10 protein-coding genes are annotated in these 12,685 nt (G+C 70.8%); 3 read left to right on the forward strand and 7 right to left on the reverse strand.

What is annotated here, in order from left to right; translation table 11 throughout:
- Positions 1 to 91 precede the first annotated feature (91 nt).
- The 3 genes from ACEYYH_RS19670 to ACEYYH_RS19680 all read left to right on the forward strand — a co-directional run bounded on the left by ACEYYH_RS19670 (position 92) and on the right by ACEYYH_RS19680 (position 4,142).
- Entirely contained in the window at positions 92 to 1,492 is a 1,401-nt protein-coding gene (locus tag ACEYYH_RS19670) for an MFS transporter (protein WP_374975978.1), read from the forward strand.
- A gap of 145 nt (positions 1,493 to 1,637) precedes the next feature.
- Positions 1,638 to 3,257, forward strand: a complete 1,620-nt coding sequence (locus ACEYYH_RS19675; protein WP_374975979.1) for a peptide MFS transporter — start codon at positions 1,638 to 1,640, stop codon at positions 3,255 to 3,257.
- 117 nt (positions 3,258 to 3,374) lie between these two features.
- Complete coding sequence (locus ACEYYH_RS19680) at positions 3,375 to 4,142, forward strand: SDR family NAD(P)-dependent oxidoreductase (protein WP_374975980.1); 768 nt, start codon at positions 3,375 to 3,377, stop codon at positions 4,140 to 4,142.
- A 117-nt stretch (positions 4,143 to 4,259) separates the two neighbouring features.
- Here ACEYYH_RS19680 and ACEYYH_RS19685 read toward each other — a convergent pair whose 3' ends face one another.
- From ACEYYH_RS19685 to ACEYYH_RS19715, 7 genes are all read right to left on the reverse strand, one after another.
- On the reverse strand, positions 4,260 to 5,855 hold the full coding sequence (locus ACEYYH_RS19685) for a GMC oxidoreductase (RefSeq protein ID WP_374975981.1): 1,596 nt from the start codon (positions 5,853 to 5,855) through the stop codon (positions 4,260 to 4,262).
- 17 nt (positions 5,856 to 5,872) lie between these two features.
- Positions 5,873 to 7,360 carry an MDR family MFS transporter gene (locus ACEYYH_RS19690; protein WP_374975982.1) on the reverse strand — a complete coding sequence of 496 codons (1,488 nt, stop codon included), beginning with the start codon at positions 7,358 to 7,360 and terminating at the stop codon, positions 5,873 to 5,875.
- A 146-nt stretch (positions 7,361 to 7,506) separates the two neighbouring features.
- Entirely contained in the window at positions 7,507 to 8,478 is a 972-nt protein-coding gene (locus ACEYYH_RS19695; protein WP_374975983.1) for a fumarylacetoacetate hydrolase family protein, read from the reverse strand.
- On the reverse strand, positions 8,475 to 9,515 hold the full coding sequence (locus ACEYYH_RS19700) for an amidohydrolase family protein (RefSeq protein ID WP_374975984.1): 1,041 nt from the start codon (positions 9,513 to 9,515) through the stop codon (positions 8,475 to 8,477). Before ACEYYH_RS19700 ends, ACEYYH_RS19695 begins: the two co-directional genes overlap by 4 nt.
- Entirely contained in the window at positions 9,512 to 10,645 is a 1,134-nt protein-coding gene (locus ACEYYH_RS19705) for an FAD-dependent monooxygenase (protein WP_374975985.1), read from the reverse strand. Before ACEYYH_RS19705 ends, ACEYYH_RS19700 begins: the two co-directional genes overlap by 4 nt.
- Positions 10,646 to 10,676: 31 nt before the next feature.
- Positions 10,677 to 11,669 (reverse strand): cyclase family protein, encoded by a 993-nt coding sequence (locus ACEYYH_RS19710; protein ID WP_374975986.1) that lies wholly within the window; start codon positions 11,667 to 11,669, stop codon positions 10,677 to 10,679.
- Positions 11,666 to 12,646 carry a fumarylacetoacetate hydrolase family protein gene (locus ACEYYH_RS19715; RefSeq protein ID WP_374975987.1) on the reverse strand — a complete coding sequence of 327 codons (981 nt, stop codon included), beginning with the start codon at positions 12,644 to 12,646 and terminating at the stop codon, positions 11,666 to 11,668. Before ACEYYH_RS19715 ends, ACEYYH_RS19710 begins: the two co-directional genes overlap by 4 nt.
- Positions 12,647 to 12,685: the final 39 nt, after the last annotated feature.

Consider the following 12,685-nt stretch of genomic DNA (forward strand, 5'->3'; position numbering starts at 1 on the left):
CCGGGCGGGGGCAGGGCCCGGTGCCTGCAGCCCGAGATAGCCTGAACTGATGGGTACGGGTGACGAAGACGCGAGAAGAAGACTCACCCGGATGCCCCGCCAGGGCGCCATCGTGGCGGTCCTGGCGATCGCGGGGCTCGCGTCGTCGTTCATGTTCACGCTGGTCGTGCCGATCCAGTCGAAGCTCCCGGAACTCCTGAACGCGAGCCGCGACGACACCGCCTGGGTCGTGACCTCGACCCTTCTCGCGGCCGCCGTGATGACGCCGATCGCCGGGCGCCTCGGCGACATGTACGGCAAGCGCCGCATCGTCCTCGTGCTGCTCGCGCTGCTGGTGGCGGGATCCGTCATCGCCGCGGCATCCACCGGCATCGTCGGCGTGATCATCGGCCGGACGCTGCAGGGCGCCGTGACCGGCGTGATCCCGCTCGGCATCTCGATCCTGCGCGACGTGCTGCACGAAGACAGGGTCGACTCGGCCATCGCGCTGATCAGCGCGACGCTGGGCGTGGGCGGCGCGCTCGGCCTGCCGATCAGCGCGTTCATCACCGAACGCAGTGACTGGCACGTGCTGTTCTGGGTGTCGGCGGCGCTCGGTGCTGTCGTGTTCGCGCTCGTGCTGTGGATCGTGCCGGTGAGCGCCCTGCGCACGGGCGGGAAGTTCGACTACGTCGGCACCCTCGGCCTCGCGGTCGGCCTCGTCGGCGTGCTCCTCGCGGTGTCGCGCGGCAACGAGTGGGGCTGGACCTCTCCCGCTGTGCTCGCCTGCGGCCTCGGCGGTCTCGCCGTGCTGCTGCTGTGGGGCTGGTACGAGCTGCGCATCACCGATCCGCTCCTCGATCTCCGTGTCGCCGCACGCCGCCCGGTGCTGCTCACGAACCTCGCCTCGATCGCGTTCGGCTTCTCGCTGTTCGCGTCGAACGTGATCTACCCGCAGATGCTCGAGCTGCCGGCCGCGGCCGGCGGCTTCGGCCTGTCGCTCGTGGCCGCGAGCCTCATCGTCATGCCGGCGGGCCTCGTGATGATGGTGCTCTCGCCGTTCTCGGGCCAGCTCGCGCGCACGGTCGGGCCCAAGCTGCTCCTGGTGGTCGGCGCCATCGCACTGGTTGCCACCTACGCCTTCACGCTCCTGTTCTCGAGCGAGGTGTGGCAGATCCTCGTCGCGAACATCGGCATCGGCTTCGGCATCGGGTTCGGGTACGCCGCGATGCCGATGCTCATCATGCGCTCAGTGCCCCAGTCCGAGACGGGCGCGTCGAATGGTCTCAACGCCCTCTTCCGCTCGCTCGGCACCAGCACCGCCGCCGCCGTGGTCGGCGCGGTGCTGGCGACCTTCGCGGTCGAGATCGACGGTGTGCCGGTTCCCGACCCGGCGGCGTTCCACATCTCGTTCCTGCTCGGCGGTGGGGCGGCGCTCGTCGCGCTGCTCGTGGCCCTGTTCATCCCCCGCCATCACTCGCCCCAGGAGCGGCATCCGTCCCTCCCCGAGTGACTCGCGAGCGCTGCTCCTCAGCTGAGGAGCAGCGCCTCGTCCCTCACCTGAGGACGACCGACCGGGGGCGTGCGCGCCGGGGTCTATCGCGCCGGAGCGCCCCGTCGCTAGCCTGACCTCTACCGGGGGCGACGGGAGCAGACGCATGGACGGGCGCGATCAGGGCTTTCAGGGGGACGACGCGACGGGGCGCGACCGCAAGCCCGAGCAGGTCCCGGTCGGCCCGCCCGATGGCGCGACCGCGGCGGCGGACGCCACGCGCACCGGGACGGTCGCTGCGGCGAGCGGAACGGATGCCGCGGGCACCACCGCCCCGACAGACGGCGCCGACCACGACACGAGGTTCTTCGGGCAGCCGTGGGCGCTCGCGCACATCTTCGGCGTGGAGATGTGGGAGCGCTTCAGCTTCTACGGCATGCAGGGCATCCTGCTCATCTACATGTACTACTCCGTCGCCGACGGCGGCCTGGGCATTCCCGAGGCGACGGCGACCGGCATCGTCGGCGCCTACGGCGGCACGGTCTACCTCTCGACGATCCTCGGCGCGTGGGTCGCCGACCGCCTCCTCGGCTCGGAGCGCGTCCTCTTCTACAGCGCCTGGGTCATCATGGCGGGCCACATCGCCCTCGCCCTGCTGCCGAGCGTCTGGGGGCTCGGCGTCGGCCTCATCCTCGTCGCCGTCGGGTCGGGCGGCCTGAAGGCCAACGCGACCGCTGTCGTCGGCACGCTGTACTCCGCAAAGGACCCTCGCCGCGACGCGGGCTTCTCGCTCTTCTACCTCGGCATCAACCTCGGCGCGTTCCTCGGGCCGATCGTGACCGGGTTCCTCCAGAGCAACGTCGGCTTCCACTGGGGGTTCGGCGCCGCGGCGATCGGCATGGCGATCGGCCTCACGCAGTACTCCTTCGGCCGCAAGCAGCTGCCGGCCTCGTCGCGCATCGTCGCGAACCCGCTCCCCGCGAACCGCCGCGGCATGATGATCGGAATCGGAATCGCCGGCCTGGCGGCGATCGTGGTGCTCGTGCTCACCGGCGTGATCCGCGCCGACAACCTCGCGGGCATCGTGATCCTGGTGACACTCGCCGCGGCGATCGCCTACTTCTCGGTCATCATCTCGTCGCGTGCGATCAGCGGCGACGACCGGTCCCGCGTGATCGGCTTCATCCCGCTGTTCATCGTGAACGTGGGCTTCTGGTCGCTGTACCAGCAGCAGTTCACGGTGCTGACGATCTACTCCGACAAGCAGCTCGACCGCACGATCTTCGGCTGGGAGATGCCGGTGTCGTGGGTGAACTCGATCAACCCGATCTTCGTCATCATCCTCTCCGGCGTGTTCGCCGCGATCTGGACCAAGCTCGGCGACCGCGCGCCGTCGGCCCCGGTGAAGTTCTCCCTCGGCGCGATGATCATGGGCGTCGCGTTCCTGCTGTTCCTGCCCTGGGCGAACGGTGCACCGAACTCGACGCCGCTGATGGCCATCGTGATGATCCTGTTCGTGTTCACGATCGCCGAGCTGTTCATCTCGCCACCGGGCCTCTCGGTGACGACGAAGCTCGCGCCGGAGCGCTTCCACACCCAGATGGTGGCGCTGTACTTCCTGTCGATCGCGCTGGGCACCGCGATCGCCGGCTGGCTCGCGCAGTTCTACGACCCCGAGGACGAAGTGCCGTACTTCACGATCCTCGGCGGCATCGCGATCGTGCTGGGCCTCGCCCTGCTCGCCGCGGTCAAGCCCGTGCTGAAGCTGATGCGGGGCGTGCGCTGAGAATCACGGATGCTGCGGGCCGCGGCATCCGGGATCCGCGCGGGTTCGCTGATCCCGATGCGCGGCATCAGCGGATGCCGGTTCCCGCCCGATCCGGGGCGGGCTAGCGTCGCGTCCATGACCAGGTATCCGGGCATCGCAGGCCGCACGATCGTCGTCACCGGGGCGGGAGGCGGCCAGGGCGCCGCGGAGGCGCGTGTGCTGGCGGACGCGGGAGCGCGCATCATCGCCACGGACGTGACGGATGCTGCGACCGCCGCCACGCCGGGCATCGAGTACCGGCGCCTCGACGTCTCGGATGAGCGCGATTGGGTCGCTCTCGCCTCCTCCCTGACGGAACTCCTCGACGGCGAGCCGCTGCGCGGCCTCGTGAACAACGCCGGCATCACGCATCGTGCGCGGCTCGGCACCGTCGAGCGCGCGGACTGGGATCGTGTGCTCGCGGTCAACCTCACGGGGCCGATGCTCGGCATCCAGGCGCTCGCGCCACTCATGGGGCCTGGTTCGTCGATCGTCAACATCGGTTCCTCGGCCGCACTCAACGCGCACTACCCCGTGGCGTACACGACGTCGAAATGGGGGCTGCGCGGTCTCACCCATGTCGCGGCGACCGAGCTCGGGGCACGCGGCATCCGTGTCAATGTCGTGCACCCCGGCTTCATCGAGACGCCGATGACCGCGAACGCGCCCGAGGCGATGCGGGCCGCGCAGCTCGCCCTCACACCGCTGGAGCGTCTCGGCCGTGCCGACGAGGTCGCCGAGGCCGTCGCGTTCCTGCTGTCGGACGCGGCGTCGTACCTCACCGGCGCCGAGATCCCGGTCGACGGCGGAGCGACGTCGTCGGCGGGCGCCAAGTTCATGGCCGACCGCATCGCGGGCGTCTGACCGGTCCCCCGGGGCCGCTCCGGCACCGTCGCGATCACGCGATCTCGCCGAGTCGACACGTTCCGCGCGTGCGGATCGTGTCATCTCGGCGAGAGCACACGATGTCGACAGCGCGACCTACCGGGCGACCTCCTCGACACGCGCGACGTCCAGCTGCTCGACGAGCTTGCGGGCGCCGCGCACGGCGATCGCGACGCTCATGAGCGTCGGGTTCATCGTGTTGGCCGTCGGGATCAGGGCGTTGCCGCCGACGACGAGGTTGTCGAACCCCCACACGCGCGAGTACGGGTCGGCCACCGACGTGCCGTCGTCGGCCGGCCCCATCCGCAGCGTGCCCATGTAGTGCAGGCTCGACCCGTTGGGCAGCAGCCGTGGCTCGGCGACGAAGGCGCCGAGGGCGGCGCCCGCCCGGCGGACGCGCGCGGTGGCCTCGTCGAGCTCGGGCTGCTCCGCATCCGTCAGCGCGTACTCGATCGTCATGTTCGGGAAGCCGCGGTAGTCGAGCTCGCTGTCGTCGAACGCGACGCCGTCCTCGACGCGCGGGTGCTTGCGCACGCCGTAGCCCATGTTCACGTAGCCCCAGCGGTTGCCCGCAGCGGGGTGCGAGGGGTCGAGCTGGAAGGGCGGGTTCTCGGCGTACATCACCTGCAGCGAGTACGGGTGGTCGGGCTCCGAGAACGGGATGCGGTTGACGGCCGCGACCGGGTCCGCCGCGTTCTGGGCGCGCCGCGCGAGCTCGGCCGCGAACTCGTCGTCCGTGATCAGCGCGCTCATCCGCTCCTCGTCCAGGGCGACCGTCGTGATGACGACGTGGTGCTCGGTGAGGTAGCGCCCGAGGGCGCGGGGACGGATGCCGCTGGCCCACAGCAGCTGCGGAGAGCGGAAGGCGTCGGCGGCCACGACGACCACATCGGCCGGGAAGAACGAGACCTCCTTCGTGCGGAGGTCCTCGATCGTCACCCCGGTGACCACGCCGTCTTCGTGCTCGACTCGGCGCACGAGCGTGAGGTCGCGCAGCTCGAACCGCGCCGACTCGGGGGTGCCCTCCACGATGAGGGGTCCCAGGACCGTGTTCGCTCCGGCCCACACCATGGAGCCGTCCGGCTGCGGATCGCCGGCGACGGGCAGGGTGCTCACGCCGTAGCCGGCGGGCAGCTCTGCGCCGAACTCGTCGTTCAGGAGCGAGCGGATCGCGGTGCCGATGGGCGAATCGGCGAACGCCGCGTGCTGCGCGTGCAGGAGACCTTCGGCGGTCGAGATCAGGTCTTCCCACTCGGCGTCGTCGATGAAGTCGACCTTCTCGCTGAAGGCCGGCCGGGGGATCGCGCAGGTCCAGTGCGCGCCCTGGCCGCCGACGTTCGTGGCGGCGGCGGCCGCCGGGAAGGTGGGCGCGTGCGCCGACCCCGGTCCGCCGAAGTCGAGCAGATGTGTGCCCTGCCGTGCGGTGAACATGCCCTCGACGACGACGCCGGCGGGGATGCCGAGGCTCTCGCGGAACGCTCCCGACTGAGGCCCCTGCGACATCTCGCGAGCGCGCGCCTTCTCATCGGGATCGGCGATGTTGCGGACGCTCTCGCCGGGGACCGCGGTGAGCTGCGGGCCGGCCTCGAACATCACCACGCGAGCGTCGGGGCTCGACTCGAGGATGACGCGGGCGTAGGCGGAGCCGATGGGTCCTGAGCCGACGATGGCGACGGTGGGGGTGGAAGACATGGGAGTACCTCTTCTGATCACGCGGTGAGGGGTTCGGAACGGGGGGCCGGTGCGGGCTCGGACTCGTCGGAGAGCCGGCCGGCGGGAAGGAGGAACGCGGCGACGACGCCGGCGGCGTAGGTGACCGCGAGCGCCGCGAAGACGGGAGCGAAGACGCCGCTGTAGATGGCGGCGACCTCGGTCTGCACGGCGATGGATGCCTCGTGCACGAACTGCGGCGTCAGCGTCGCCGCGTCGAGCGACTCCGGCAGCAGCGCGGCGACGCCGAGGCCGATGACCCCTCCCACGATGGCAGTCGCGACGGTCGAGCCGATCTGGCGCACGAGGTTGACGGTGGCGGTCATGCTGCCGGTGTCGCGCCGGGGCGCGGCGCTCTGCACCACCGCGATGACGAGGCTCATGAACGCGCCCGTTCCGATGCCGACGACGGCCATGACGACCATCGGCACCCAGAGGGGCAGCCCCACCGGCAGCAGCGACATCACGAAGAGCCCCGCCGCGCCGAGAGATGTGCCGACGATGCAGTAGACGCGATAGTGGCCCGTGCGGCTCACGAGCCACCCGGTCACGAGGTTGGACACCAGCATCCCGAACACGGTCGCGATCGGGACGAGACCCGACACCGTCGCGCTCGTGCGGTAGGCCATCTGGAAATAGGTCGGCAGGTAGGCGGTGATCGAGAAGAGGCCGACGCCGATGATGGCCGACAGCGCCGTCCCCGAGGCGATGGTGCGGTTGGCGAAGAGCCGCAGCGGCACGAGCGGCTCGGCTGCACGCAGCTCGATGAGGAAGAACGCCGCGAACGCCGCTCCCGCCACCACGAACAGGACGACGGATGCCGCGACCCGCGTGGGATCGCCGACCCAGGTGACGGCGAGCACGAGCGCGACCATGGCGACCGCGAACGACACCGCGCCGGCGATGTCGAAGCGCCGTCGCCCGAAGCCGGGCAGGCGCGGCACGGCGACGAGCGCCAGGAGGAGGGCCGCGATGCCGAAAGGGATGTTGATCCAGAACACCCAGGGCCAGCCCCAGTAGTCCGTGATGAGGCCGCCGAGGACGGGGCCGACGAGGATGGCGACGGGGAAGGCGGCGCCGATGATCGCCATGTACCGCGGGCGCTCGCGCGGCGTGGTCACGCGCGCGACGATCGTCTGCGACATGAGGTGAAGGCCGGCCGAGCTCATGCCCTGCACGACACGGGCCCCGATCAGCTGCGGCATGTCCTGCGCGAAGCCGCACGCGAGCGAGGCGACGAGGAAGAGCACGAGCGACACGAGGAAGACCCCGCGGGGGCCGGCGGCGTCTCCGAGCTTGCCGAGGATGGGCAGCAGCACCGTGCTCGCCAGCGTGTAGCCGACGACCACCCACCCCATCTGAGCGAGCGCGCCGAGCTCACCGGCGACGGTCGCGAGCGAGGTCGCGACGATGGTGTGGTCGAGGGCTCCGAGGATTGCGACCGTCAGCAGGGAGACGATCAGGAGGCGGAGCCTCCACGGTGACATGCTCATACGCGTTCTGGCCCGTACGACCGGGCGATCGACGCGACGGGGTGTGCCCCTGCGCGGCTTCGCCACAGGGAACGGGCCCTTCCGGGCCCCGACGTCACCGTCGATTCTAGCCATTCTTTAGTCGAAAAATAACTAAAGAATCACGGCCGAGTTCGTGCACGGGAGCGCGTGCGCGCCGCGGGCAGCTCCGGGGCGACGACCGGCGCACCCACCGTCCCGATGAGCTCGCCGATCCCCTCGACCGTCATGCGCACCTCGTCGCCTTCGCGCAGGGCCGGGATCGCGGACCCCCTGCCCCACAGCTCGCCGAGGCACCCGCCGTTGCCGACGGTTCCGCTTCCGAGCACGTCTCCGGGCACGACCCGGGAGTTGCGCGACGCGTATGCGACGAGCTCGGGGAACGGCCATCCCATGTTCGACACGAGGTCCTCTCCGACGAGCTCGCCGTTGATGCGCACCTCGGCGCGGATCGCGAGGAAGCCGTCGTCGTCGAGGTACGCCTGCAGCTCGTCGGCCGTCACGATCCACGGGCCGAGACTGGTGCCGAAGTCCTTGCCCTTGGCAGGCCCCAGGCGCACCTTCATCTCGCGCGCCTGCAGATCACGCGCCGACCAGTCGTTCATGATCGTGTACCCGAAGATGCGCGCGGCCGCATCGGCCGCGGTGAGGTTGGACTCGCCGACCCCCGGAGCGTTGCCCACGACGACGGCGACCTCGAGCTCGAAGTCCAGGCGCTCGGAGACCGGCGGGGCGACGGACTCGCCCGGCCCCAGGATCGTATGGGGGTTGGTGAAGTAGAAGGTCGGCGCCTCGTACCACTCCGGAGCCACGAAGCTCTTCCCCTCCACACCCGCGCTCACCCCTTCGACGTGCTCCTCGAAGGTGACGAAATCCCGCACGGATCCCGGGACCAGCGGCGCCAGCAGGCGCACGGCGCCGAGCGCCGTGCCGGACTCGCCCTTCACCCGGCCGAAGGCGGCGTGCGCAGCATCCAGCCCCCCGGCGAGGATGTCGGCGACCGTCTGGCCGTCGGGGAACGCGATGACCCGATCCTCGACGACGAACCCCTCGTCGATGCGGGCGCCGTCGGCCGTCCAGCGCGCGATCCTCATGCGGAGACCTTCGTGCGCAGCAGCTCCGCGGCGTTGCCGGCGAGGATGCGGGCTGTGATCTCGGCGGGGAGGTCTGCCGAGCGCACGAACGCGACCGGATCGTCGAGCCCCATGTCGAACGGGAAGTCGCTGCCCAGCACCACGCGCGAGCCGCCGGCGACCTCGACCAGGTGACGCACCGCGATCGGGTCGTGCACGACGGTGTCGAACCACAGCTTCTTCAGGTAGCTGGACGGCTCGTGCGCGCAGCGTCGCGCCTCGGGCCGCACCCGCCACGCCCGGTCCGAGCGCCCGATCGCGAACGGCAGGTATCCGCCGCCGTGGGCCACGACGATCTTGAGGCCCGGATGCCGGTCGAGCACGCCCGCGAAGATGAGGTGCGACAGAGCGACGGCGTTCTCGGTCGGCTGCCCCACGGTGTTCGAGAGGTAGAAGCGGTCCAGACGCTCGTCGAGGCTGCAGCCGAACGGGTGCAGGAAGATCACGCACCCGAGCTCGGCGGCGCGCGCCCAGAACGGCTCGAGGCGCTCGTCCGACAGCTCGACGTCGGCGGCGAACGACGAGATCTCGACGCCGGCGAGACCGCGTCCGAGCACCGCGTCGTCGAGATACTCGACGAGGTATGAGGGATGCTGCAGCGGCACGACGCCGAGGCCGACGAGGCGGTCGGGAGCCTGAGCGACGTGCTCGGCGATGAGCCGGTTGATCTCGCCCGCGATCCAGCCCGCGAGGCCCTCGTTCGCCCACGGATAGAAGTGGTTCGGCGAGACGCTGACCCACTGCCGGTCGACGCCCTGCTCGTCCATCGCGGCGAGTCGCGCGTGCACGTCGGTGAGCTTCGGGATCCGTGCGCCGACCATGGCACCCGAGGCCTGCAGGCTCTCGACGCCGTTGCGCCGGCGCTCGAGATCCGCGGCCGCGGCCACTTCCTCCGGCGCCCGGCGCTCGACCTCCGCATGCAGGGCGGGCAGCAGCAGGTGCGCGTGGACGTCGACGACCGGCATCCGGTCGCCGCTGACCGTCACGAGCTCAGTCATGCGGGAACCGCCATCTGATGCGCGATGCCGAACATGAGCCCCGCGACGTCGGCGTCCCGGACGCCGTCGAGCTGCCACTGGCCGAGCTGGACGGATGCCTCGACCACGGCCTTCGCGCGTGGCAGCCGGCGCGCGTGGAACTGATCCCACAGCGACGCGTCCACCTCGTCGCGGTCGATCAGCAGCTCGGTCAGCACGAGCGCATCCTCGAGGCCCTGCGCGGCACCCTGCGCGATCGTCGGAGGGCACGAGTGGGCGGCGTCTCCGATGAGCACGACCCGGCCGCGGTTCCACGGCTCCTCGACGATGTGCTTCGTGAACCACGTGTAGTTGGCGTGCGCGCCACCCTCGAGGTCGGTGCGGATCGAGTTCCACGGACCCTCGTAGGCGCGGGACTCCTCGAGCATGACGCGGGTGGCGTCCTCGTCGCTGATGTCGAAGCGGTCCTGCGCCTTCTCGACGAGGAAGGCGTACATCGTGCCCTCCCCGGTCGGCGTGTAGCCCGCGATGTACACGGGGCCGCCGTAGTAGAGCTCACTGCGCACGACCTCGGCCGGCCGCGAGACGAACGAGCGCCAGATGCCCATGCCGGTCGGCTCGGGCTTGGCCTCGATGCCGATGAGCCCGCGCACAACGGAGTTCAGGCCGTCGGCGCCGATCAGCAGGTCGTACGCGCCGGCGGAGGTGCCGTCGACGAAGACCTCGACCCCGTCAGCGCTCTGCTCGAGCCCCGTGACCTTGGCGCCGAAGCGCACGTTCGCGCCGGCCTTCTGCGCGTGATCGAGCAGGATGCGGGCCAGCGCGGGCCGCGGCATCCCCATCGCCGCCGGGTAGTCGGGTCCGCCGGTCTTGACGTCCGGAAGCTCTGCGACGATCGGCGCACCCGGGCCGGGAGCGCGCAGGTTGAGCCCCTCGAAGGAGTAGCCGGCGGCGCGGATGTCGTCCCACGCGCCGAGCGCGTCGAACACGCGCAAGGCGTTGCCCTGCAGCGAGATGCCGGACCCGAGCGCGCTGAGCTCGGGCTTCGCTTCGAAGACGTCGACCTCGACGCCGGCCTTGGCGAGCTGGATGGCGGCGGCGAGCCCGCTGACGCCGCTGCCGGCGATCGCGACCTTGTTCACTGCGGTCATGTCAGAACCTCTCTGTTCTTGGTCTTCGGGTCTAGAGAATCGCGACGGGGTTGATCGGCGAGCCGACCGCCCCCGTGATCGGCAGCGGAGCCGCCGACAGCAGGAAGTCCCACCGCCCGCGCGCCGCGCACGCGTCGGCGAGGGCGTCGAGATTCCACATCTCGCCGATCGTGAGGCCCATGTTCGGGATCACGACCTGGTGCAGCGGCTGGAACGCCGGAGCGTCGAACTCGTTGGGCCGCACTTCGAAACCCCACGTGTCGGTGGCGATGGCGGCGATCTCGGTGCGATGCAGCCACCCGGCGGTGGTGAGCGACAGGCCCGGCGCCGGTCCGCCGGCGTAGTCGCCCCATCCGTCGCGGCGCGTGCGCGCGTATTGGCCGGTGCGCACCAGCACGATGTCGCCGCGGCCGACGCGGCTCGACGCGCCCTGTGCGGCGATGGTCGCCTCGAGGTCGGCGACGGTGATCGCGTAGCCGTCGGCGAGCTCGCCGGTGTCGGGTGCGAGATGACGGCCCACGTCGAGCAGCACACCGCGCGAGACGATGACGGATGCCGCGTGCTCGATGCCCGTGACGAGGTCGCCCTCGCTCGTCACGACGTCGCCGGCGCGCCGGCCGTTCCAGGCGTTGCCGTGGTCGAAGATGTGGCCGAGCCCGTCCCACTGCGTGGAGCACTGCAGCGGCATCGCGATCACGTCGTCGGCGCCGCCGATGCCGTGCGGGAAGCCCTGGTTGCCGCGCTCCGCGTCGGTGCCGGTGTCGGTCATCGTGTGCACCGGGTTGGTGCGCCGGCGCCATCCCTTCTGCGGGCCGTTCGTGTCGAACGCCTGCGCGAGCGAGATCACCTCGCCGTCCTGCACGAGAGCGGCGGCCGCGACGCGCTTGGCGGCGTCGATGAAGTTGAGCGTGCCCAGCACGTCGTCCTCCCCCCAGCGGCCCCAGTTGCGGAAGGCCTCCGCGCGCGCGGCGATCTCGGCCGCGGGATCGGTGCGGTCGAGGTCGGCCGGGTTCTCACCGGTCATACGCCGGTCACCCCCTCCGCGACGCAGCGGACGACCTGGGTCCCGAGACCCTGGATCGTGCCGGTCATGACGTCGCCGTCGCGCAGGAACCGCCGCCAGTGCTGGCCGTTGCCGGCAGGGCTCCCGGTGAGGAGGATGTCGCCGGGAAGCAGCGGCATCGTCTGCGACGCCCCGGAGATGAGCGCGGGGATGTCGAACAGCAGGTCGCTGGTCGAGGCATCCTGCATCACGTCGTCGTTGAGTTCGAGCCGCACGTTCAGGTCCGACCCGTCGACGAACGGCGCAGGTACGAGGAACGGCCCGGTCGGGAGGAACCCGGGGGCGTTCTTGGAGCGGTACCAGTCGGTGCCGATCTCCTTCATGTCTTTGCGGAACACCAGGTCGCGCGTGGTCACGTCGTTCACGATCGTGTACCCGGCGACGTGACTCAAGGCGTCGTCGCGGGAGACGCGGAACGCCTCGCGGCCGATGACCACGGCGAGCTCGAGCTCCCAATCGTGGACGTCGCTGTAGGCCGGGAGAATCAGCGCGACGTCGTCGCCGACCACGCACGCGGGAAGGCCGATGAAGAAGTACGGCTCGCCGTTCGCCTTGCGCTCGTCCATCATGCGGGCGGCGAACTCGCGCGCCTCGTCGGGCGTGCGGTCGGTGTTCTGCGTCAGCCCGGCGGCCACGAGCTCGATGACGTGCTGACGGTAGTTCGCACCCGTCTGCAGCACCTGACGCGGCTCGACCGGAGCTGTGAGTGCGACGTCGGCCAGCGGCATCCATTCGCCCTCCGACTCGACGAGCGCGCCGAGGCGGTCCCAATCGGGTGCGGCGAGGAACGCGTTGAGGTCGGGCGCGCCCAGGTCGTCGGCGTCGAGCGGGCGGATGCGGTCGCCCGCGACGAGGCCCAGGCGCACGTCGGCGCCCTCGCGGTAGCGGGCGAGGGCATAGGGGGCATCGAAGCCGGCGGTCAGGTCGTGGTGCGTCATCAAGGTCTCTTGCTCTCCATCGTGCGAGGTGGTGCGGCC

Origin of the sequence: Microbacterium trichothecenolyticum (assembly GCF_041938625.1) — a bacterium.
GTDB lineage: Bacteria > Actinomycetota > Actinomycetes > Actinomycetales > Microbacteriaceae > Microbacterium > Microbacterium trichothecenolyticum_D.